We start from the raw sequence: 23,467 nt of genomic DNA on the forward strand, positions 1-23,467 counted from the left end.
CTCTAACACTCATCCCCCGCCCCGGCGCAAACCCCGGGAAGAACACCAACCCCTGCGACTCAAACCGATACGCCAACGCCAGTCGATCAGCATCCGGCACATCGCGCCGGGCCTCAAATCGCTCAATCACATCAACCAAAACGCCAGACTCCCGAGACAGCTCATCAACGCTCCAACCCAACATCGCCCGGGCCTGGGCGCAATGGGCGGGGGTGAATTGGAAGAGGGCGATACGTTCCAGGGTGATTTTCATCGCATAAGAGGCCATGGTGTTCTCCGGGCTCGAGAGTGCTGATTCAAAATGTACTGTGTTTTTGTACAGTTGTTTTACGCCCGGATCAAATTCATTTTTTGAATTCTGCTATTTCGCCCCTGCCAACCAGACGGACGGCGCCTGACCCAACACACGACGAAACATCGTCGAAAACGCCGCCGGGCTGTCATAACCGAAATCCAGCGCAATCCGCGTCACCGGCTCACCCACCGCCAATCGCGCCAAGGCCAGCACCACGCAGGCGCGCTGCCGCCACTGGCTGAAACTCAGGTCGGTTTGCTGGCGAAACAGCCGATTGAACGTGCGCAGACTGACGTGCATCTGATCGGCCCATTGCTGCGGCGATTGATGAACATCGGGTCGCTGCAAGAAGCCCTGGCACAACCCAAGCAGCCGCTCATCGACCGGCAGCGGAATGTGCAACGGCAAGTGAGCACTGCGCGCCAGCTCATGCAGCAGCAACGCGATCAACGCGCCATCGCGCCCGGCCTCGTCGTACGCCAGCGGAACCTCCACCGCCTCCATCAGCAAATGCCGCATCAACGGCGAAACACTGATCACCTGACAACGCTCGCCCAAGTCCACAGCACCCGGCTCGATGTACAAACTGCGAGTGCTCACCCCCAGCATCAACACCTCATGCGCCACCCCCGCCGGAATCCACACCGCCCGCTGCGGCGGCACCACCCAGTTGCCATCGTGCGTGCCGACCTGCATCACCCCGGTGGCGCCGTACAACAACTGCGCCCGTCTATGCGTATGACTAGGCAGCACATGCCCGTAGGAATAATCCGTACCGATCGCCACCACCGACCGAGGCGTGTCATCCAGCAAATTAATCGAAACATTGCGCATCAAGCGGCTTCCAGCAGTTGGCGTAAACACAAACATTATTGGCTCACTTGCTGAGGCAGGCCAAGCCACATCGCTCTATCGTCGACCACTCTCAACCAACGGACGACGCACAATGTTCTACCTCCTGCTGACACTCTTCGGCTGCATGACCGGCATCACCGCCGTGCTGTTCGGCTTCGGCGGCGGCTTCGTCGTCGTGCCATTGCTGTACCGCATGCTCATGGCCAGCCACGGTGCCGACGATCCCATCGGCCAATCGGCAATGCACATCGCCGTCGCCACCTCGACCTGCGTGATGATCGTCAACGCCCTGGTCGCCACCGGAAAACATCACCGCGCCGGTAATCTGATTCGCCATTACCTGTGGCCGTTGGGCGGGTTCATCGGGTTGGGCGCGGTGGGCGGAGCGGTGGCGGCGATGTGGGTGAGTGGCGAGGTGATTCGGTATGCGTTCATTGCTTACCTGGGCGTGACCATTGTGGATTGTCTGTTCAGACGCGGTTTTCTTACACACGCTGATAACGCAATCCCACGGCGATTGGGGAGGGCGGAAGTTTCTGGTGGCGGCGTAGGAATCGGCGCCATCGCCACGTTTCTCGGCGTAGGCGGCAGCGTCATGACCGTGCCATTGTTGCGTCGATGCGGGTTGAGCATGAGTCAGGCAACGTCGATGGCCAATCCGCTAAGCCTGCCCGTGGCGTTGGCCGGGACGGTGACTTACATGGCGATGGCGGGGTTTAGCGATTTTGATTTGGGAGCGTGGTTTGTCGGTTATGTGGATCTGTTGGCGTTTGCAGTTTTGACGATGGGATCGTTGGTGGGGATTCGATTGGCCACGCCGTGGATCGGGCGGATTCCGGATCGGACGCATGCGCGGGTGTACATCGGTTTGCTGATCGTGGTGATGCTCAGCATGTGCCTGAATTGAACACCGTCACTTCGCCTCCAACCCCGGCGCCTCGCGAATAATGAAGTGATCCAGGTTCTCGATATTCGCACTGAACACCCCGAACGTCTGCTCGGGGTTTTTCTTGCTCGGCACCTGCTTCAACTCCGGCGTCACGCCATAAAAGAAGCAATACAGCTCCGCTTCACTGTCGATGGCGTGCTTGATCTCTTCCAGAAACGCTTTGCGCTTGCGGTAGTTCTCGATCAACTTCTTGCTCAAGTAAACGTTGACCGAATAAGGCTTCTTCTTCGCCTCATCCGCTTGCTTGAACCAGACCTTCTGCTCGAAATCGATGCGAAAGCTCTGCGTGTAATCCTTGATCTCCTTGATCTTGCCCCAGTAAATCAGCCCCTTGTTGTCCGTCAGGTATTCGACCTTCTTGAAGAACGACCCATAAGGCGCCGTGTGCTCGCCAATCTTCAGCGGCACGCGCTTGAGCAACTCCTTGTCCTCGAAGTTCGACACAAAACACTCCACTGGGTGGGCGAAGATACTGGTCTTGTCCGGCGCTGATTCGTGGCTTTGGTGCTCGGTATCGCTGGGCGGTGTAAGAGGTTTCGGATCGTCCCGCGTTACATCCGCCGTCACCGCCGGGTTCGATGGCTTACGCACATACTGACGCCGAGTCAGCAACAATTCCGACGGGAAATGCTCCTCGCGACTGTCATCCGTTTCCGCACCGTCCGCGTCCACTCCGGACGCCGGCGTCTTGAGACTGACATAAGGACAATCCGCCACATGCCGGGTGCTGGGCGTGTTCTTGAAGTGCGGGGTGCGAACGTAATTCACGTTTTTGGCGTTGAATGTCGTCAACACGTTTGCCGCATCGAACGCCGCCCTGCATGCGTCGTTGGGGCATTGGAAATGTTCCTTGGCGGAATCGAAATCCATGGTCTCGTCGAAATTCAAATCGCGCACGTCATAGATCGACAACTTGTCGTCGAGACTGAGGCAGTAGGCGAGGTCGAATTTCATGGCGGGCTCGGGTCCTTGAGTGGGGACGGGTATTAATAGCGGGAGGCGGGTGATGGCGCACCTTTTAATTCATCTTAGTCGCGCCAACATCTTCATTTTCCACACGATGTCATAGCCTGGTGAGAGCTGTAGGTGCGACGTATGCGCCGCCGCTGCTCTCGAGATTCTGGATTGAACTGATTGCGAAATCTTTCCGCTAATCGTGTAGGAGAATTCCGTAATTTTGGTAGTCTTCATCCTCTTATAGGGGGATGAGTGGATGCCAGCTGTCATTGCCGAAAATGATGAATCGAAGTGGGCCGATGAAACCGGTGTCCTATATCACTTTCCGAAACAGTATCGAGCAATTCTGACTGAAGGAACGGCGGTGCTGTATTACAAAGGGAAGATGATAAACAAGGCTTTTTCGGATCAGCGTCTGAGTGCCAGCCCTCATTATTTTGGTGTTGCTCGAATCGGAAAGGTTCATGCGGATGAGAACAGCACACGAGGTGATTTGTTCGCTGTCATTGAGGGCTTCAGGCGCTTTGAATCTGCGGTTCCCATTAAACTCGACGGAGAATACCTCGAGCAGATTCCCGAAAAACTGAAGAGTAATTACTGGCGTAATGGTGTCCGGTTTATTGACCAGATGGTGTTTGACGACATCTGTTCCCGTGCGAAGCTACAGGTGGAGCAGGCCTTCGATTTCAGCCTAATCGATAGTGCGCAGGAATTTGAGACTAGTGTTATCGGGACTGAAGGGAAAAAAATCGCCTATTACGGTGTGAGGTATGAGCGCAGCCCAAAGCTTCGGCTTCAGGCAATCGCTATTCATGGGCTTCGATGCAAAGCCTGTGATTTTGATTTCGAGAAAGCGTATGGCGCACATGCAAAAGGCTTTATTCATGTGCACCATGTGAAGCCCATTTCCGAATTTGACGAGGACCAGGTTGTCGATCCAGCGACTGACTTGATCCCACTCTGTGCGAATTGCCACGCGATTGTTCATAGGAAACCCCAACAGTTGCTGAGCGTTGAGCAACTGAAAGGTCTTCTCAATGGTCGATGGGTTTTCGACGATTTAACCTAGGTAAATGCTTCGACGATAGAAGCATTTGCACAACCCTCCGCCACCAAGGATCAACCCCCATAACTTGTAGTTGCGGCTTATCGTGCAAGAGGTAGGGCATGTCCCGCAGCCGAATCCAACCTTCATCCTGCCAATGCAACAGACTCAACGACATCTCCGGCCAATCCAACAAACTTAACATTGGCCGATCCGTATTCTTCGGCTGGCCCGCATCGCGCAAGGCCGGGACCACTTGGTGGGTCAACCACTCACGCAACAACCGGTTCCCCGGCGCGTAGTGATACACCAACAGCGCATAAGCCCCGGATTCGCTTAGCATTAACCGCTGCTCAAATTGTCCGTAATATTCAATCCGCAAGGTCCGCCGCTGATCCTGATCCAGTTTGTTGACTACACGATCACTCAGATGGAAGCCCATCAGCCGACCCAGATCGCGGGCGCAGAGCCATGGCTGGTTTTCCAAAAGGAGCGCATGGAGGTGGAGGTTTTGGCGTACGAAACGTGTTGGAATGATCGGATCAGACATGACCGATCTCCGGGAAGGAGGATGAGCGGAGTGGTCTTTGTGTCGGCATATCCATTACCTCTACGTGTGAATTTTGAGAGGGCCAAAACCCGACGTAGAGGACTTAAAAAAATCCCAACAAGCGTTCTCTTCAAACAGAAAATCGTACGTAAGTCTTCGAGACATGCGCGATTACTGTTTGACGGAGTAGCTTCTACGTTGGGCGTTTCTTAGGCACCTGCAATTGAGCTTAGAGGTGCTTTGAATGGGCATCAATGCGGAAGTGGCTGGAAGATCTGTAGGAGTTTTGGCGTAGCGACGTAGGGATTAAAAAGGATTACTCATCCCCCAACAAAAAAGCCCCGATCAGATCGGGGCTTTTGCTTTTTCGATTCGACGATTCAGATTGCAATCATCAAATCGTGGCGAGCTCCGCTCATCGTCATTGGCCTACGAAACGGTGGTCCCGTAAACCAAGGCCTTTAGAGAATTTTTTCACTAGAGGCGAAATTCTTTTTTCATTATTTCGCGAATTTATGAACATTTTTCGCGCTAATTTATGAAATTGATTTTGCTCGTTTTTTCATGGGGATTTCCAGTAGCTGGACACTACTGGTTTTTGCGTAGGAGGGGGTTATTTTATTTCGATAACATCATGTCGGCGCAGAAGGCGAACTGTAGAAATATACCCGGTCTCATGCGGGTGTACGGGGTTGAGCCTTTTCTGTCTTACAAGGTTAGCGGTGTGGCCGATTGAGGCACCTAGAAATTCATCCGCTTCGCAGAAGCTCATGAATAGCTCACGGTGCTCTTGCACTCGACGGATTTGCTCTATGGATACTAGGGTTTTGCTCCCTATGCGGAGGTACTTCAGAAAGTCGCTTTGGATAAATCTTCTGGAGAACGTCTGTGGAGTCATGCCGAGCTGAGCTGAAAAACGTTTAAGCGGGATCATCTTCTCAAGCTGTGCTTTGGCATTAGCCACCGAGCTGCTAGTGAAATGGCGGCCAGTCTTCAGATTTTTAGCTCGGCTAATAAAGCCCTGTCGTTCGAGATGCTTCAAGTCGTGCAGTACAAACCCAAGAGCGCGTGCTGTATCAGTGCTTGATGTAGATTCCTCTCCCGTGAAGCTGGCGGAGCCTTTGGTTTTTCTACCCGCGTTGGATTTGTAGTGAGAAACGTTTTGCAGAGCGGCTCTGACCTCGCGATTGATGTCTTCGCGGCGGTAAACGGTTATAAGCCCTCCATCGAGATCCGGCCCAGAAATCGGAGCTATCCCTAGGTGAATGAGTTTTGCTGAAAGCGTCGTTCTGGGAAGGCCGAGATCCGTAGCGAGTTGACCTATGAACACGAAGTTTTCCGAGAAGTAATCTACCGATCGTCCGGAATACGACCCTGAGTAATCGGTCACTTCCTACGAAATGAACATAAATCTCTGAAGAATAAAAAAGGGCTGCCATTTGGCAGCCCTTTTTTGGTGCGTCCGTTTCACGATCAATGACAGCGTTTCACGGATTAATGATTTTGAGCGAGCTCGGAAATCAATCCCAGCTAAGCGCACCACCGGTTTGGTATTCAATAACCCGAGTCTCAAAGAAATTCTTCTCTTTCTTCAAGTCCATAATCTCGCTCATCCAAGGGAACGGGTTAGTCGTCCCTGGATACTCTTCCTTCAAACCAATCTGCGACAAACGACGGTTAGCGATGAACTTCAGGTAGTCCTCCATCATCGCCGCGTTCATGCCCAACACGCCGCGAGGCATGGTATCCCGAGCATATTCGATCTCAAGCTGAGTCCCCTGCAGAATCATCTGCGAAGCCTCTTCCTTCATTTCAGCATCCCACAAATGCGGGTTTTCGATTTTGATCTGGTTGATCACGTCGATGCCGAAGTTCAGGTGCATGGATTCGTCGCGCAGGATGTATTGGAACTGCTCGGCGACGCCGGTCATTTTGTTGCGGCGGCCCATGGAGAGGATTTGGGTGAAGCCGCAGTAGAAGAAGATGCCTTCCAGAACGCAGTAGTAGGCGATCAGGTTGCGCAGCAGTTCTTTGTCGGTTTCGACGGTGCCGGTTTCGAACTTCGGATCGGAGATCGAACGGGTGTACTTCAGGCCCCAGGTGGCTTTTTTCGCGACCGATGGGATCTCGTGGTACATGTTGAAGATTTCGCCTTCATCCATGGCCAGCGATTCGATGCAGTACTGGTAGGCGTGGGTGTGGATCGCTTCTTCGAAAGCCTGGCGCAGGATGTACTGGCGGCATTCCGGGTTGGTGATCAGGCGGTACACGGCCAGGACCAGGTTGTTGGCAACCAGGGAGTCGGCGGTGGAGAAGAAGCCGAGGTTGCGCATGACGATGCGGCGCTCGTCGTCGGTCAGGCCTTCCGGGTCTTTCCAGAGGGCGATGTCGGCGGTCATGTTGACTTCTTGCGGCATCCAGTGGTTTGCGCAACCGTCCAGATACTTTTGCCAGGCCCAGTCGTACTTGAACGGTACGAGTTGGTTGAGGTCGGCGCGGCAGTTGATCATGCGCTTTTCGTCAACGGCGACACGGGCGGAGGCGCCTTCGAGTTCGGCGAGGCCTTCGGCGATGTCGAGGTTGTCGAGGGCAGCCTTGGCGCGAGCGATGGCGGCGGAGTCGGACGCGGTTACAGCGCGAGCTTCTTGAGCGGCAACACCACCGGCGGTGTCGAGGCGGTCCATGTTGGCTTCAGTCGCGTGGCCGGCGTTGGCGCCTTTTACCACGGTCTCGCCGCTGTCTTCTTTGTCGAATTCGTCCCAGCTCAGCATGACGTGTCGTCTCCTGCGTGAGGGCCAGATGCCCGTGTGAAAACTGATTGGTTGGTTTTTCACACGACCGGTCTGGCCGCGTTTGATAGCGTTTTTTGCAGCGGTACACGCAGGCAAATAAACATAATTTTGTACGGGGTTCCGAGAGCCGCTGATGGCGCTGCAGTCGTTGACGACGTCGGCCTGGGCTTCGGACTGGCTGTCATCCCTGTAAGGGAATATTGCAGGCCCGTTTAAGCCGGCATTATAGGGAAATTTTTGCGGCCGTGGTGGGGCGAATCCGCGCATGGAGCGGTCGAGAAGGAGGGTTTTTCGGTCGGAGCGAGGGTTTACAGGGCTTTGGCTGGAGATCGCGGGCGCAGATTTTTTTTCTTAAATTTTGACGTGCTACTTTTTTGTTCAAAAAATAGACAAAAAATCGAGTTTTTCACTACATGTTGTGTTTTGAGTCGGTTTTCGCAGGCCTCAGACACAACTAAGCCCGACCGAAGTCGGGCTGTCAGTCACGCTCGATGATCAGCTCAGGCGAGCGGCACCGACGTGGTCTGCGCCATCGGCGGCGAGTTTGCCTGCACCGACATGGTCGGCACCATCGGCAGCGACTTTGGCGGCGCCGGTGTGATCAAAACCATCGGAAGCGAGTTTGCCTGCACCGACGTGATCGGCACCATCGGCGGCGACTTTGGCCGAGCCGGTGTGGTCGTAACCGTCAGAAGCGACAGCGGCTTCGGTGGTGAAAGTGGCAGAACCTGTGCGGTCGTAACCGTCGGCGGCGAAGGTGTTGGCGGCCAGTACAGACAGGGTCAGGGCGAGGATCAGTTTGGTTTTCATGGTCGTTGCTCCAGGTTCGTTGGCGTTGTGTGCCTTGGTGTGGAATTCATACTACGCCGATAGATTCGATTAAAAAGCGCAAATAAATGCTGAAAGCTATCGTATAAATCGATCTATACGGTTCGGCGCATTGACTGCCTGGAACATTGCGTCGACTGCTTTCGCCAGCAAGCTGGCTCCTACAGGTCGGTGTGATGATCGGGCATTGGGTCGAACCGTTTTGGGGAGTGTGGGTGATCAGCCGTTGGAGCAGCCGTTACCCATGATGCTGTAGCGCAGAATGTGGCGTTGGCCTTTGGAGTCGTCGTATTCCATTTTCATGGGAACAACTTCGCACACATTGGGGATTTCACTCATGGAGACAACTTTGGCGATATCGAGGTGAGTGGAGTAAGTGTATTCCTCGATGGCCGGTTGTTGCTGTGCGACATCAGTCGGGACCTCGTCTGCCATGGCGGTTGCGCACAGGCTGGAGAGGGCCAGAACTAATAAAGCTTTCATTTCGGTTTTACCTTTTAGAGGTCGAGTGGGGTCACGCAACCTTTTTGGGGTTGCGTGTGGAACTTGGTTACCGGTGTTTTGATTAACTGCCTTCGTGGGGGCTGCAACTTGGTTAATCAGGGTTTGCCTTGTTGGCGAGGTGGATTTTAGGCGTGGGGGTGGCATTCATATAGGTGGGGTTTTGATAAACACCTTTGACAGATTTCGTAACAATCACCGAATAACGTTGTTGGGGAATCGATCATTCCTTGTAGGAGCCAGCTTGCTGGCGATAAACCTGAGAGCGCTACGGGGTGTCAGGATTGGCGCGTTATCGTTGGCGACCATCGCCGGCAAGCCGGCTCCTACAGGGTTTAGCGGAGGCATTTCGGGGTTATCACGATAATTTGTAGGGGCTTGTTACTACCATCGTCGAATGGTTCTATAGGCCCGGCCCGGGCTACAACAGGGCCATACAAAAACAACTATTCCACCGAGGTAAGAAAGATGAGTGCGGCTTCTCTGTATCCCGTTCGTCCCGAGGTAGCAGCCAACACGCTGACCGACGAGGCAACCTACAAAGCCATGTACCAGCAGTCGGTCGTCAACCCTGACGGTTTCTGGCGCGAGCAAGCCAAGCGCCTCGACTGGATCAAGCCTTTCACCACGGTGAAGCAGACGTCCTTCGACGATCACCATGTCGACATCAAATGGTTCGCCGACGGCACCCTGAACGTTTCCTACAACTGCCTCGACCGTCATCTGGCCGAGCGCGGCGATCAAGTCGCGATCATTTGGGAAGGGGATGACCCTTCCGAAAGCCGCAACATCACCTACCGCGAGCTGCACGAACAAGTCTGCAAGTTCGCCAACGCCTTGCGTGGCCAGGATGTGCACCGCGGCGACGTGGTGACTATCTATATGCCGATGATTCCGGAAGCCGTGGTCGCCATGCTGGCCTGCACCCGGATCGGCGCGATTCACTCGGTGGTGTTCGGTGGTTTCTCGCCGGAAGCCCTGGCTGGTCGCATCATCGACTGCCGCTCGAAAGTGGTGATCACCGCTGACGAAGGCATTCGTGCCGGCAAGAAAATCCCGCTCAAGTCCAACGTCGACGACGCGCTGACCAACCCGGAAACCAGCAGCATTCAGAAAGTCATCGTGTGCAAGCGCACCGGTGGCGACATCAAGTGGAACCAGCATCGCGACATCTGGTTTGAAGACCTGATGAAAGTGGCGGGCAGTGTCTGCGCGCCGAAAGAGATGGGCGCCGAAGAAGCGCTGTTCATCCTTTACACCTCCGGTTCCACCGGCAAGCCGAAGGGCGTGCAACACACCACTGGCGGCTACTTGCTGTACGCGGCCATGACTCACGAGCGCGTGTTCGACTACCGCCCGGGCGAAATCTACTGGTGCACCGCCGACGTCGGCTGGGTCACCGGCCACAGCTACATCGTCTATGGCCCGCTGGCCAACGGCGCGACCACGCTGCTGTTCGAAGGCGTGCCGAACTACCCGGACATCACCCGGGTGGCGAAGATCGTCGACAAGCACAAGGTCAACATCCTCTACACCGCGCCGACCGCGATCCGCGCAATGATGGCGTCGGGCAAGGCCGCTGTTGAAGGTGCTGACGGCAGCAGCTTGCGTCTGCTGGGTTCGGTCGGTGAGCCGATCAACCCGGAAGCGTGGGACTGGTACTACAAGAACGTCGGTCAATCCCGTTGCCCGATCGTTGATACCTGGTGGCAGACCGAAACCGGCGGCAACATGATGAGCCCGTTGCCGGGCGCTCACGCGCTAAAACCTGGTTCGGCGGCGCGTCCGTTCTTCGGCGTGGTGCCGGCGCTGGTGGACAACCTGGGCAACATCATCGAAGGCGTCGCCGAGGGTAACCTGGTGATTCTCGATTCGTGGCCAGGCCAGGCGCGCACGCTGTATGGCGACCATGACCGTTTCGTCGACACCTACTTCAAAACCTTCCGCGGCATGTACTTCACCGGTGACGGTGCGCGTCGTGACGAGGACGGTTACTACTGGATCACCGGCCGTGTGGACGACGTGCTCAACGTGTCTGGCCACCGCATGGGCACCGCCGAGATCGAGAGCGCGATGGTTGCGCACCCGAAAGTCGCTGAAGCCGCCGTGGTCGGTGTGCCGCACGACATCAAGGGGCAGGGCATTTATGTCTACGTCACGTTGATCGCTGGCGAAGAGACGAGCGAGCAATTGCGTCTGGAACTGAAGAACTGGGTGCGTAAAGAGATTGGCCCGATTGCTTCGCCGGATGTGATCCAGTGGGCGCCGGGGCTGCCGAAGACGCGTTCGGGCAAGATCATGCGCCGGATTCTGCGCAAGATTGCGACCGCTGAATATGATGGGTTGGGGGATATTTCGACCCTGGCGGATCCGGGTGTGGTGCAGCATTTGATTGATACGCACAAGACGATGAATGTTGCGTAAGTAGCGTTTGGCGTTATCGAAGCCCTGCCAGGTGTTGAGTCTGGTGGGGCTTTTTATTGCCTGAGGTTTTGTATTGGCAGTTAGGGCCTCTTCGCGGGCAAGCCTCGCTCCTACAGGGGGGGAGGAGTACCTGAATCCTGTAGGAGCGAGGCTTGCCCGCGAAGGCGGACTGTCAGACACCGCATAAACAACGCCCAATAATTATCGGCTTCCCCTGTAGTCCATTTCTCACTGTTACCCACGACCCTTCAAGTAACTGAATGTGTAACCGCCTGCGCCGATACGGGGCATTGCGAAACGCCATAACCCCGCATCAATGCATTTCAACCCCGCAAAAAAATAAGAACCCACGCTGCGCTTGCCGGATTAGAAGGCTTTGCGAATAATAGGCCCGCAATTTGCAATATAGATCGGTTCACTGTCTTTTGCTCTTGCATGAAATTGCAAGGCTGTCAACGTGCCTAAACGGCTTTCTCGGTGCTTCTGTAATTTGTTGTCGCATTGAAGAAATATCGGCTTCGGGCCTGTCGTTAGAATGCCGATCACTCGCTCGTCGTTGCTCGCGTTGAAAACAACGCCGGTTTCCCAGGACGCAGCAACCGCTTTCCGGTTTTACTCATTCGCATAATGGGCTGTTGCTCACTCTGCCGTTTTAGCCCTTTACCGATGGAGTCCCAAGATGAAGAAACTCGTGCTGCTTGGCGCCCTGGCACTGTCCGTGCTGTCCCTGCCAACCTTCGCCGATGAAAAGCCTCTGAAAATTGGCATCGAAGCGGCTTACCCTCCGTTTGCTTCCAAAGCACCGGACGGCAGCATCGTTGGTTTCGACTACGACATCGGCAACGCATTGTGCGAAGAGATGAAGGTCAAGTGCGTCTGGGTCGAGCAAGAGTTCGACGGTCTGATCCCGGCACTCAAAGTGCGCAAGATCGACGCCATTCTGTCGTCCATGTCGATCACTGAAGACCGCAAGAAGTCCGTGGACTTCACCAACAAGTACTACAACACCCCGGCTCGCCTGGTCATGAAGGCCGGCACTCAAGTCAGCGAAGGCCTGACCGAGCTGAAGGGCAAGAACATCGGCGTGCAGCGTGGTTCGATCCACGAGCGTTTCGCCCGCGAAGTCCTGGCTCCGCTGGGTGCCGAGGTCAAGCCGTACGGTTCGCAGAACGAAATTTACCTCGACGTCGCTGCCGGTCGCCTCGACGGCACCGTGGCAGACGCTACGCTGCTGAATGACGGTTTCCTGAAAACCGACGCCGGCAAAGGTTTTGCTTTCGTGGGCCCGGCCTTCACCGACGTCAAATACTTCGGCGACGGCGTAGGTATTGCTGTTCGCAAGGGTGATGCGCTGAAAGACAAGGTCAACACCGCGATCACTGCCATTCGCGAGAACGGCAAGTACAAGCAGATCCAGGACAAGTACTTCGACTTCGATATCTACGGCAAGTAACACGTCCCGGCGACAAGTCCGAATGGCGCAAGCAGCAGGATCTCTGAGGTTTGCGCCATTTTTTCATCCCAACTTTCGAGGATCTGAATCATGTTGAAAGGCTACGGGGCTGTCATCCTCGATGGCGCATGGCTGACGCTTCAGCTCGCCTTGTCGTCCATGGCCCTGGCCATCGTCCTGGGGCTGATCGGCGTTGCGCTGCGTCTGTCGCCGGTGCGTTGGCTGGCCTGGCTGGGCGATCTGTATTCCACGGTAATCCGCGGGATTCCCGATCTGGTGCTGATCCTGCTGATTTTCTACGGCGGTCAGGACCTGCTCAACCGCGTCGCACCGATGCTCGGCTATGACGATTACATCGACCTGAACCCGTTGGCCGCCGGTATCGGCACCCTGGGTTTCATCTTCGGTGCGTACCTGTCGGAAACCTTCCGTGGCGCCTTCATGGCGATCCCGAAGGGGCAGGCCGAAGCCGGTATGGCGTACGGCATGAGCAGCTTCCAGGTGTTCTTCCGGGTGTTGGTGCCGCAGATGATTCGCCTGGCGATTCCGGGCTTCACCAACAACTGGCTGGTACTGACCAAGGCCACCGCGCTGATTTCGGTGGTGGGTCTGCAAGACATGATGTTCAAGGCCAAGCAGGCGGCAGATGCCACCCGCGAGCCTTTCACCTTCTTCCTCGCAGTGGCGGCGATGTACCTGGTGATCACCAGTGTCTCGTTGCTGGCATTGCGTCACCTTGAGAAGCGCTACTCGGTAGGCGTAAGGGCGGCTGATCTATGATCTTCGACTACAACGTCATTTGGGAGGCCCTGCCGCTGTACCTCGGCGGCCTGGTGACCACCCTCAAATTGCTCGCACTGTCGCTGTTTTTTGGTCTGCTGGCGGCCTTGCCGCTGGGGCTGATGCGCGTCTCGAAGAACGCGGCCGTCAACATGACTGCCTGGCTCTTCACCTACGTGATCCGCGGCACGCCGATGCTGGTGCAGCTGTTTTTGATCTACTACGGTCTGGCGCAATTCCAGGCGGTGCGGGAAAGCTTCCTGTGGCCGTGGCTGTCCAGCGCGACGTTCTGTGCGTGCCTGGCCTTCGCGATCAACACCAGCGCCTACACCGCAGAAATCATCGCCGGCAGCCTGCGCGCTACGCCGAACGGTGAGATCGAAGCGGCCAAGGCCATGGGCATGTCGCGCTTCAAGATGTACAAGCGGATTCTGCTGCCATCGGCCCTGCGCCGGGCGCTGCCGCAATACAGCAACGAAGTGATCATGATGCTGCAGACCACCAGTCTGGCGTCCATCGTGACCCTGATCGACATCACCGGTGCCGCGCGCACGGTCAACGCTCAGTTCTACTTGCCGTTCGAAGCGTACATCACCGCGGGTGTGTTCTACCTGTGCCTGACCTTCATTCTGGTGAAACTGTTCAAACTGGCCGAGCGCCGCTGGCTGGGCTACCTGGCCCCGCGGAAGCACTGATATGGAACGCATCGATCATCCATTGCCGTGGAGCCATCTCGGTAGCGAACGCCAGATTTCGGTGTTCCGCTTCGGTAGCGGCGAGCGCAAGGCCTACATCCAGGCCAGCCTCCACGCCGATGAATTGCCGGGCATGCGCACGGCCTGGGAGCTGAAAAAGCGCCTGACCGAACTCGAAGCCCAGGGCCTGCTCAACGGTGTGGTCGAACTGGTGCCGGTGGCCAACCCACTGGGCCTCGGTCAGCTGTTGCAAGGCAATCATCAAGGACGTTTCGAAGCGGGCAGCGGCAAGAACTTCAACCGCGATTTCGTCGAGCTGAGCGCGCCAGTGGCCGCCCAACTCGAAGGCCATCTGGGTGACGATCCGCACGCCAACATCCGCTTGATCCGTCAGGCCATGAGCGATCACCTGGCGGCATTGCCGCAGGCGAGCAGCCAGTTGCAAGGCATGCAGCGCGTGTTGCTCAGCCATGCCTGCACCGCTGATGTGGTGCTCGATTTGCACTGCGATTGCGAAGCCGCGCTGCACATGTACGCGTTGCCGCAACACTGGCCGCAATGGCGTTCGCTCGCCGCGCACCTGAATGTGAAAGTGGGCCTGCTGGCGGAAGATTCCGGCGGCAGCTCCTTCGACGAAGCCTGCTCGCTGCCATGGTTGCGTCTGTCCCGTCAGTTTCCTGAAGCGCAGATTCCACTGGCGTGCCTGGCGACTACTATTGAATTAGGGGGGCAGGCCGATACCGCTCGCGCTGACGCCGAGGCTTATGCCGAAGGCATTCTTGCGTTCCTCGCCGAGCAAGGCTTGATCAGCGGCGAATGGCCGAAACCTGCGCAGGACGCGTGTGAAGGCATGCCGTTCGAAGGCACCGAATTGCTGTTCGCGCCGCATCCGGGCGTGATCAGTTTTCTGCGTAAACCCGGTGAGTGGATCGAAGCCGGCGACGAGATTTTTGAAGTGATCGATCCGTTATCGGATCGGGTCAGCACGGTGTGTGCTGGTACGTCCGGGGTGCTGTTTGCCATTGAACGGCTGCGTTATGCCCAACCCGGTTTCTGGCTGGCCAAGGTGGCGGGGCGCGAAGCGCTGCGTCACGGGCGCTTGCTCAACGACTGACTGACTGTTTTTGTGAGAACCGACCGCATGTACAAACTTGAAGTCCAAGACCTGCATAAACGCTATGGCAGTCACGAAGTGCTCAAGGGCGTGTCCCTGAAAGCGGCGGCTGGCGATGTGATCAGCATCATCGGCTCCAGTGGCTCCGGCAAAAGTACCTTCCTGCGCTGCATCAACCTGCTGGAGCAGCCGCACGCGGGCAAGATCCTGCTCAACAACGAAGAGCTGAAACTGGTTGCCAACAAGGACGGCGCGCTGAAAGCCGCTGACCCGAAACAGCTGCAACGCATGCGTTCGCGTCTGTCGATGGTGTTCCAGCACTTCAACCTGTGGTCGCACATGACCGCGATGGAAAACATCATGGAAGCGCCGGTCCACGTGCTCGGCATGTCCAAGGCCGAAGCCCGCGAGAAAGCCGAGCACTACCTGAACAAGGTCGGTGTGGCACATCGTAAAGACGCTTACCCTGGCCACATGTCCGGTGGCGAGCAGCAGCGCGTGGCGATTGCCCGTGCGCTGGCGATGGAACCTGAGGTGATGCTGTTCGACGAACCGACCTCGGCCCTCGACCCGGAACTGGTCGGCGACGTGCTGAAGGTGATGCAGGCCCTGGCCCAGGAAGGCCGGACCATGGTGGTGGTGACCCACGAAATGGGCTTCGCCCGTGAAGTGTCGAACCAGCTGGTGTTCCTGCACAAAGGTGTCGTCGAAGAAAGCGGCAACCCGCGTGAGGTGCTGGTCAATCCACAGTCCGAACGTCTGCAACAATTCCTCTCTGGCAGCCTGAAATAATCAAGACTGCCGTTGTGCACCGGGATAGTGCATGCTTCGCAAATTAACGGCCGCCCCCGATCCCTTGTAGGAGCTGGCTTGCCGGCGATAGCGGTGAGCCAGTTTGCATATCTGGCACAGGCATACCGCCATCGCCGGCAAGCCGGCTCCTACAGGTTTTGAGATTTGCGTTCATTTACGGGCTAGCATTGGCCCATGCCTTCATCACTGTTTCGTTTCGGATTGCCCGCCATGACTGCCCATCGAATTGGTTTCCTGATTTGGCCCAGCACTAAAGCACTGACGCTTGCGCTGGCTGAGGAGGCCTTGCGTGTTGCCCAGCGTGTGCATCCGGACGTGGTCTACGAACTGTCGTTCCTGCAGGCCGAACCGTCGACCGAAGGCGCCTGGCAATTGCCGGGTGAACCCTGGGCCGGCAAGCTCGAAAACCTGCAGAAACTGTTCCTGCTCGCCGATGAGCCGCCGACCACCCTCGCGCCGGCGCTCAGCAGTGCGCTGAAACAACTGGTGCGTGCCGGTTGCGTGATCGGTGGTTTGTCCGCCGGTGTTTATCCGTTGGCGCAACTCGGTTTGCTCGACGGTTATCGCGCTGCCGTGCACTGGCGCTGGCAGGACGATTTCGCCGAGCGTTTCCCGAAAGTCATCGCCACCAGCCATCTGTTCGACTGGGATCGCGATCGCCTGACGGCGTGTGGCGGCCTGTCGGTGCTCGACCTGTTGCTGGCAGTGCTGGCCCGTGATCACGGCGCCGAACTCGCTGGCGCCGTATCCGAAGAACTGGTGGTCGAGCGCATCCGCGAAGGCGGCGAACGCCAACGCATTCCGCTGCAGAATCGCCTCGGTTCCAGCCATCCGAAGCTCACCCAGGCGGTGTTGCTGATGGAAGCCAACATCGAAGAGCCGCTGACCACCGACGAAATCGCCCAGCACGTGTGCGTGTCCCGTCGGCAGTTGGAGCGGATCTTCAAGCAATACCTCAACCGCGTGCCGAGCCAGTACTACCTGGAACTGCGCCTGAACAAGGCCCGGCAGATGTTGATGCAAACCAGCAAGTCGATCATCCAGATCGGCCTGTCGTGCGGCTTCTCCTCGGGGCCACATTTCTCCAGCGCCTACCGCAACTTCTTCGGCGCCACGCCGCGGGAAGATCGCAACCAGCGGCGCAGCAGCAGCCCGTTCGAGTTGTCGTCGGTGCCGTCCGAGCGCGGCTGATCTATTCGTCGATCTCGGAACCCTCAGAGGTGGATACGTTCATTTCACCTCGATTGATCACCTCTTCCACGCCAAAGTCGGCACGTGTGCGTTCGAAGTAACTGATCAGCCGCAACAGGCTTTCCTCCGTAAACGGATTGCCCCTCAGCGTAATGTTCTCAGCCACTTCCACGGGCAACTCCAACAGGTCGCTGGGCATGTTGGTGATTGCATTGCCGCTCAAGTCTGCCCAGTCCAGTTCGGCCAGTTGTAGCAGGCCATCGGGTAGGTCGGTGATGCCGCTGTCGTTGAGCAGAATGGTCGCCAGGTCCGGCATCTGACTCAGGTCGGGTGTCAGCCCCAAGGGGTTGAGGCCCAGATCGAGGTATTCGAGCTGTTCCATTCCCGCCAATGCGCCGACCGACTGCACTGACAGACTGACGCGGCAGTTGGGAATCGACAGCGACCTGAGTCGCCCCATCTTGAACACCGCATCGGGAATGTCACCGAGGTTGAAGTCGCGCAGCCTCAGGCTTCTCAGGTTCGGGAAGGATTCCAGAAAACGCCCGATGCGCGTCACGCCATCGACACAGTGCAGCTCCAGCGCCGAGACATGACTGAAGTCAGCGCTGAGGGTCGGCAGTTCCCCGGTGATGACCGGGCGGATGGAGAGTTCGAATGTCGGCTCAAGCGACTCATTGAAATCATCCAGGTCTGCGTCATGCTGCCAGCAACGTTGCAGTGCCTCTTTGAATTCATCGCGATTGGCGTGTTCGACAAACTGTTGCATGTCACTGAAGGGTTCACCCGTTAGCGGATGGCGCGGTGGCAGATCGGCTGTCCATGTCGTCAGATCGTTGCTCAATTGAGCCAGTTCTTCCTCCAGTTGGGTCAACGCTGCTCGGCCCTCTTCCAGTGTGCCAGGCAGTTCGTAGACGAAGTCGCTGGCCTGCTCGACTTCCATGTTCGGGTAGAGTGCCCTGGCTCGTTCGATATCCGCCTCGGGGGCATAGACGCCCAGATCGTATGAGGTTTCGAGGTAGTGCAGCTTGACGAGTTGCCGAGCGCTGTCGACGAGCGGGTTGTCCGACAGGTGTACGCCGCGCTTGTCGTAGACCACGCTGTCGAACACCCCTTCGGGCAGCTCGGTGATCCGGTTATTGATCAGCATGAGCGTATCGAGTCTGGGGTGCGTGATAGCGCTGACGGGGATTTCAGTCAGACCGGTTGCGCTCAGGTCCAGGTGCACGAGTTCGGTAAATGCGCCGACATCGGGAGCCACGTCAATCGGATTACGGAACAGGTCCAGCATCACCAGTTTGTTCAATGAGGACAGTTTCGACCACGCGTCAGCATCAATCCTGATCGAGCATTCGTTCAGCACCAATGTGTCGAGGTTGGTCATCCGAGGGATGGCGTCGGGTAGGGTGGTCAGGGAGAAGCGCCGCAAGTCGAGGCGACGAAGGTCGCTGAAATTTTGCAGGAAACCGTGAACACCTTGCTCCGCGTGACTGCCTTCGAGGGCGACCAGCGATACGTGACTGAAGTCGGCCGTCAACACCGGCAGCTCACCCAGAATCGGCTCGGCAAACCGCAATACATAGCGGTCACTGTGCTCTGTCGATTCGAGGTCCCGTTGCGTTTGCCGACGCCAGCTCTGCTGGATTTCCTGTGCCAGCAACCGGCGGTTGTGCTGCTGGGCCTGTTGTTCCAGCTCGCTCAATGGCTGTCCGGTTTCGGGGTGGGCGGTGGGGGCTTCCTTTATCCAGGTATCCAGGTTTTCATGCAGCCGTTCGAGTTCATTACTCAGGCGCGAAAGCTCCACGCGAGCGCCATCGGGGTGGCTTTGCAGGCGGGCGACGACGGCGCGTAGTTCATCCTGGGGCAGGCCTGGATACACCTCGCGAACCCTGTCATCCAGTGTGGGGATGGGACGACCTGTTCGCTTGTAACCCTCCGATCCACCGGGCAGGCGCATGGTCGCCGGGTCATAGAAGGGTTTTCGGTTGGGATGTTTCACCAGTAGCGTGCGCAACGCGGGTTTGTTCTGCGCATGCTCGGCAATGCGTTGTTTGAGTAGCTGACCGTCTTCGGCAGAAAGGCCCAGTGCGCTACGCTCAGCGTCGGGAAGTGTCTGCAGGAGGGCCTGATAAAAGTCGCCCGGCAGAGCCGTGTTTTCATGGACCCGATACGTGCCGTCCTCGGCGTGCACCAATGTCCTGAGGGTCGGCGCATCGGGGGCTCCGATGCTGTCGCGCAACGTCCCCTCATGGGCGAACTCCCTGACTTCGATGCGCAGGCGAGCAGGCCAGCCGGGCAGTGATTCAAGGCTATGCAGGGCCAGGCGATGGGTGTCCGCCGTTTCCATGCCCTGCAGATAAAACCCCTCATAGGCTCTGGCGACACGCACCGCGTCCATGGCTTTCAGCGCTACATCCTTGAGGCGCTGGGGCAAGCGGCCGTTGTGCATTTGCTTCAGCTCGGTGCCGCTTGCGTTGCTCACCAGTTCTTGTGCGATGTCCGTGGGCAGTCCCTGTACTTCGCCTTGCAGTAGCAGAACGTGGCGATCGGCGGTTTTTTCAAGTTCACGGTAGCGAGACTGGAACAGCGATCTGCGCTGGTTCAGCGCCTGATAGCGGTCGGGATGGTCACTGCCGGTCTGCTCGACCAGCGCCTGAATGTCGCGGTCGATCTTGAAGCGCTTGATCGTGTCGGTCAGCAGCGAAGGTGGGCGCTGATTCTCGACATGGATCTCGCGCAACACGTTGTCGTGAAAACCGCTGATCTGCAGGAGTTGCTCACGCTCGGCAGTATTGAACGACTCGACGCTCTGGCCGAGGCGGCGCAGCACGGTTTCCCTGTCCCACGTCAGCGGTCGCTCCAGTATGGTCTGCCAGGCACCGTGGTTGTTGTGTCGCAGAGCCGGCTGATAGGCGTCGGCCCGGCGCGGGTGCTGAATCTGAAAACGGCCAGTCTTGCTGTCCGGTTTTACCGAGTAGACCTTGCCTTCAATGCGCACCAGCGTTTTGCCCTCATGCTGATACAAACCGAGAGGGTCGGGGCTGGCAGCGTCCGGCAGATTAACGGACTGTTCGTAAGGCGCGAGATCCGGTTTCCAGTATCGGGTTTTGCCTGTGGCTGTCTTGATGGGTTTGAGCGGGGAAATCAGCGTCACCGCCTCGCGAGACATAAGGCCATTGAACGCACCGGCCGCCATGACGCCGCCCACCGCGAACGTCCCGAGTTCAACCACCGTTTCGGCGATCGTCATCAAGTGTCCGAACGCTTCGGTTTTCAGGCCTTCAGCCCAGTCGATGATGCCTTCGAACGTGTCGTCGAGCACTTGGTAGGCCATGTAGGCGAGCATCAATTCGCCCAGAAACGGAACAAAAGGCAGGGCCACGAACGACGCCACTTCAAGGATTTTTTTGGCGACATTGCTGAAGGCGTCCCACGCCGCCCATCGTGCCGCTCGGTCGGCGCTGGCGGTAGAGACCGCAAGGGTGCGTGCGTCATTGAGCAGTTTGTTCAATTGCTGCTGGTAGAGGTGAGTCCACAAATCGTTTCTGATCGGGCTCACCGAGAACTGCAGGTTGGGCTTGTCGATGGGGGTGTCGCGCCAGCTCGGCAGCGGATCACCGCGCTGGTGTTCATGCCAGGTCACGGCGTGGAGGCGACTGTTGAGGTCGGCGAAAAAGTGGCCTCGTTCCTGATGATCGATGAACCGGCTGAAGAACGCCTGATAAGCAGGCGAGCGCAGTTTGCGGGTCAGCTCGGTCATGAACGCCAGGGTGTCAGGGTATTGTTTGAGCGGGTGTTCCGGGTCGTCGGGGATGTAGACGATGATCCTCGACCGCTGGGCGGTGAGGTCAAGTCGCGGCGCGAAAATGACGATGCCGGTCAGCAATGAAGACATCAGGCTCAGGTCGTGACAGTGCAGTCGCCAGTTGTCCAGCCCCACGTTTTCGCGGCCCTCGATCATGTCGAGAATCGATTGCCCTGCATCCAGCGGCAGGTCGCCACGGACCTGGGCCAGATGCAGGGCTGATAGCAGGGCGGCCTTGTGCGTCTTGATCACGCTCGACTTCAACACGGCAGCGGCGACCGGGTTGGTAAACCCCAGGTTTTCCTTGAGGTGGGCCTCGTATCGAGCGCCGATATCCAGTTCCCTGCACAACCGGGTGAAGTGCTGAATGGAGAGTTGGCGCTTGATCGCCGGCAATGTATCGAATTGCCCGGTGGACGAGGGTTCGGTGATGAACGTCGAGGCAGATTCGTAAGCCTGCGCTTCGGTTTCCGAATCCTGAAAGTTGTGCAGGGCGGCGTCGAGCAGCGAGACCGTCCAGGTGCGCGCGGCACCGGTCTTGATCGGGAACCATGGAACGGTCTGCGGAATGTACAGGCGCAGGAAGGTCGTCTTGACGTCCAGTTCCAGGCCGTACCGGGTTTTCAATGCGTCACGCAGAAGCGGTTCGGCAAAGTCCCGGGCGTTCTGCAGTTTATCCAGCATGGATTCCAGGTGGTTACGCTGGGCCAGATAGTGCGTGCTGGCCGCTTTCAATGATTGGTGCTGCTGGCGGGTTGCCTGGGCGTGCCATTCAGGGAGGTTCAGCCGCGCGCTTTTCAGCGCAGTGCGCGTAGCGGGCGATGCTGTTAATAGCCAGTCGGGCAGATTGTGGAACGCATGCTGGAAATGCGCGTCTGGCTGAGCCGTAAGCTCGGGGTCATGCTGAATCATGGCGCTAGTCCGTTAGCGTTTGGATGGAACCCAAGGAAAACAAACGATGAAGCACGGTGTGCGGTACATATTTACCGCACCGTTCGACAAGCCTGCCTATAACCTGTGCCGCCGGTTTAAACTGCGCCTTTGCGACGCTATATGTCGCATTGCCGTAAACCCGGCTGAAACCGGGGTTTGCGCTATAAGAAGTTGTCGCTTGGCGGCAAGGCCGGGCTGAAAACTGTCCTTACAATCCCCCCATCGCTCGCCAGTTTCCGGCGAGTGTTCCTCTTCAGGAGACTCCGATGTCCGTTGAGCACGCTGCGGTAGAACGCGCCGATTTCGACCAGGTAATGGTTCCCAACTATGCGCCTGCCGCCTTCATTCCTGTGCGTGGCGCCGGTTCCCGCGTATGGGACCAGTCTGGCCGCGAGCTGATCGACTTCGCCGGCGGGATTGCCGTTAACGTATTGGGCCATGCGCACCCGGCGCTGGTCGGTGCCTTGACCGAGCAGGCGAACAAGCTGTGGCACGTGTCCAACGTGTTCACCAACGAGCCTGCCCTGCGCCTGGCGCACAAGCTGATCGACGCAACCTTTGCCGAGCGTGCGTTCTTCTGCAACTCCGGCGCCGAAGCCAACGAGGCCGCTTTCAAGCTGGCCCGTCGTGTCGGCCATGATCGGTTTGGCAGCGAGAAGTACGAAATCATCGCCGCGCTCAACAGCTTCCACGGCCGTACCCTGTTCACCGTGAACGTCGGTGGCCAGTCGAAGTATTCCGACGGTTTCGGTCCGAAAATCACCGGCATCACCCATGTGCCGTACAACGATCTGGCCGCGCTGAAAGCCGCCATTTCCGACAAGACCTGCGCTGTGGTTCTGGAGCCGATCCAGGGCGAGAGCGGTGTTATCCCGGCCGAACTTGAATACCTGCAAGGCGCCCGTGACCTGTGCACCGCACACAACGCGCTGCTGATCTTCGACGAAGTGCAGACCGGCATGGGCCGCACCGGCCATCTGTTTGCCTACCAGCATTACGGCGTGATCCCGGACATCCTGACCAGCGCGAAGAGCCTGGGCGGCGGTTTCCCGATCGCAGCCATGCTGACCACCGAAGACCTGGCCAAACACCTGGTCGTCGGCACCCACGGCACCACCTACGGCGGTAACCCGCTGGCGTGCGCCGTCGCCGAAGCGGTGATCGACGTGATCAACACCCCTGAAGTGCTGGCCGGCGTCAACGCCAAGCACGACAAGTTCAAGGCTCGCCTGGAGCAGATCGGCGAGAAGTACGGCCTGTTCACCAAGGTTCGTGGCATGGGCCTGTTGATCGGTTGCGTGCTGAGCGAGGCTTGGAAAGGCAAGGCGAAGGACATCTTCAACGCCGCCGAGCGCGAAGGCCTGATGGTCCTGCAAGCCGGCCCGGACGTGGTGCGTTTTGCGCCAAGCCTGGTGGTTGAAGACGCCGATATCGATGCCGGCCTGGATCGTTTCGAGCGCGCTGCGGCAAAACTGACGCAAGCCTGA

19 protein-coding genes are annotated in these 23,467 nt (G+C 57.6%); 10 read left to right on the forward strand and 9 right to left on the reverse strand.

Annotated elements, in window-relative coordinates; all coding sequences use genetic code 11:
• Together KGB27_RS22860 and KGB27_RS22865 are read right to left on the reverse strand one after the other, a co-directional pair.
• Window positions 1–268 (reverse strand): XRE family transcriptional regulator (locus KGB27_RS22860; protein WP_223556469.1); only part of this gene is annotated, 268 nt, incomplete at its 3' end.
• A 93-nt stretch (window positions 269–361) separates the two neighbouring features.
• Window positions 362–1,129, reverse strand: coding sequence for an AraC family transcriptional regulator (locus tag KGB27_RS22865; protein ID WP_223556471.1), 768 nt, complete (start codon window positions 1,127–1,129; stop codon window positions 362–364).
• 112 nt (window positions 1,130–1,241) lie between these two features.
• On the opposite strand from KGB27_RS22865, the gene KGB27_RS22870 reads away from it, so the two are divergent.
• Window positions 1,242–2,057, forward strand: a complete 816-nt coding sequence (locus KGB27_RS22870; protein WP_207285420.1) for a sulfite exporter TauE/SafE family protein — start codon at window positions 1,242–1,244, stop codon at window positions 2,055–2,057.
• Window positions 2,058–2,063: 6 nt separating this feature from the next.
• Here the strand turns inward: KGB27_RS22870 and KGB27_RS22875 are convergent, their stop codons facing one another.
• On the reverse strand, window positions 2,064–3,053 hold the full coding sequence (locus tag KGB27_RS22875) for a hypothetical protein (RefSeq protein ID WP_207285419.1): 990 nt from the start codon (window positions 3,051–3,053) through the stop codon (window positions 2,064–2,066).
• A 259-nt stretch (window positions 3,054–3,312) separates the two neighbouring features.
• On the opposite strand from KGB27_RS22875, the gene KGB27_RS22880 reads away from it, so the two are divergent.
• Window positions 3,313–4,125, forward strand: a complete 813-nt coding sequence (locus tag KGB27_RS22880) for an HNH endonuclease (protein WP_223556473.1) — start codon at window positions 3,313–3,315, stop codon at window positions 4,123–4,125.
• On the opposite strand, the gene KGB27_RS22885 is transcribed toward KGB27_RS22880, so the two are convergent.
• From KGB27_RS22885 to KGB27_RS22905, 5 genes are all read right to left on the reverse strand, one after another.
• On the reverse strand, window positions 4,091–4,651 hold the full coding sequence (locus KGB27_RS22885; protein WP_223449741.1) for a Bro-N domain-containing protein: 561 nt from the start codon (window positions 4,649–4,651) through the stop codon (window positions 4,091–4,093). The genes KGB27_RS22880 and KGB27_RS22885 overlap by 35 nt on opposite strands.
• A 613-nt stretch (window positions 4,652–5,264) precedes the next feature.
• Entirely contained in the window at window positions 5,265–5,981 is a 717-nt protein-coding gene (locus KGB27_RS22890) for a hypothetical protein (RefSeq protein WP_223556475.1), read from the reverse strand.
• 190 nt (window positions 5,982–6,171) lie between these two features.
• Window positions 6,172–7,422, reverse strand: coding sequence for a ribonucleotide-diphosphate reductase subunit beta (locus tag KGB27_RS22895; protein ID WP_008034875.1), 1,251 nt, complete (start codon window positions 7,420–7,422; stop codon window positions 6,172–6,174).
• A 516-nt stretch (window positions 7,423–7,938) separates the two neighbouring features.
• A complete protein-coding gene (locus tag KGB27_RS22900; RefSeq protein ID WP_192227963.1) occupies window positions 7,939–8,253 on the reverse strand; it encodes a hypothetical protein in 315 nt (104 codons plus the stop codon).
• Window positions 8,254–8,490: 237 nt separating this feature from the next.
• A complete protein-coding gene (locus tag KGB27_RS22905; RefSeq protein ID WP_008038474.1) occupies window positions 8,491–8,754 on the reverse strand; it encodes a DUF2790 domain-containing protein in 264 nt (87 codons plus the stop codon).
• Between the two features lie 486 nt (window positions 8,755–9,240).
• On the opposite strand from KGB27_RS22905, the gene acs reads away from it, so the two are divergent.
• The 7 genes from acs (at window position 9,241) to argR (ending at window position 17,242) form a co-directional block, all read left to right on the forward strand.
• On the forward strand, window positions 9,241–11,196 hold the full coding sequence (gene acs / locus KGB27_RS22915) for an acetate--CoA ligase (RefSeq protein ID WP_008034880.1): 1,956 nt from the start codon (window positions 9,241–9,243) through the stop codon (window positions 11,194–11,196).
• A gap of 679 nt (window positions 11,197–11,875) precedes the next feature.
• The gene (locus KGB27_RS22920; protein WP_008034882.1) at window positions 11,876–12,649 is read left to right on the forward strand and encodes an ABC transporter substrate-binding protein; all 774 of its coding nucleotides are present in this window, start codon (window positions 11,876–11,878) and stop codon (window positions 12,647–12,649) included.
• A gap of 90 nt (window positions 12,650–12,739) precedes the next feature.
• On the forward strand, window positions 12,740–13,429 hold the full coding sequence (locus KGB27_RS22925; protein ID WP_007951063.1) for an ABC transporter permease: 690 nt from the start codon (window positions 12,740–12,742) through the stop codon (window positions 13,427–13,429).
• Complete coding sequence (locus tag KGB27_RS22930; RefSeq protein WP_008034884.1) at window positions 13,426–14,124, forward strand: ABC transporter permease; 699 nt, start codon at window positions 13,426–13,428, stop codon at window positions 14,122–14,124. Before KGB27_RS22925 ends, KGB27_RS22930 begins: the two co-directional genes overlap by 4 nt.
• Before the next feature lies 1 nt (window position 14,125).
• Complete coding sequence (locus tag KGB27_RS22935) at window positions 14,126–15,238, forward strand: M14 family metallopeptidase (protein WP_223481839.1); 1,113 nt, start codon at window positions 14,126–14,128, stop codon at window positions 15,236–15,238.
• 27 nt (window positions 15,239–15,265) lie between these two features.
• Window positions 15,266–16,030 carry an ABC transporter ATP-binding protein gene (locus KGB27_RS22940; RefSeq protein ID WP_008034888.1) on the forward strand — a complete coding sequence of 255 codons (765 nt, stop codon included), beginning with the start codon at window positions 15,266–15,268 and terminating at the stop codon, window positions 16,028–16,030.
• Window positions 16,031–16,261: 231 nt separating this feature from the next.
• Complete coding sequence (gene argR / locus KGB27_RS22945; RefSeq protein WP_008033121.1) at window positions 16,262–17,242, forward strand: transcriptional regulator ArgR; 981 nt, start codon at window positions 16,262–16,264, stop codon at window positions 17,240–17,242.
• 1 nt (window position 17,243) lies between these two features.
• Here the strand turns inward: argR and KGB27_RS22950 are convergent, their stop codons facing one another.
• Window positions 17,244–21,959: a dermonecrotic toxin domain-containing protein gene (locus tag KGB27_RS22950; protein WP_223556478.1), complete on the reverse strand. Its 4,716-nt coding sequence runs from the start codon at window positions 21,957–21,959 to the stop codon at window positions 17,244–17,246.
• Window positions 21,960–22,246: 287 nt separating this feature from the next.
• On the opposite strand from KGB27_RS22950, the gene KGB27_RS22955 reads away from it, so the two are divergent.
• Window positions 22,247–23,467, forward strand: coding sequence for an aspartate aminotransferase family protein (locus KGB27_RS22955; protein WP_008033117.1), 1,221 nt, complete (start codon window positions 22,247–22,249; stop codon window positions 23,465–23,467).

The sequence above is a fragment of the Pseudomonas sp. BF-R-01 genome (genome assembly GCF_019946615.1).
Classification (GTDB): Bacteria; Pseudomonadota; Gammaproteobacteria; order Pseudomonadales; family Pseudomonadaceae; genus Aquipseudomonas; species Aquipseudomonas migulae.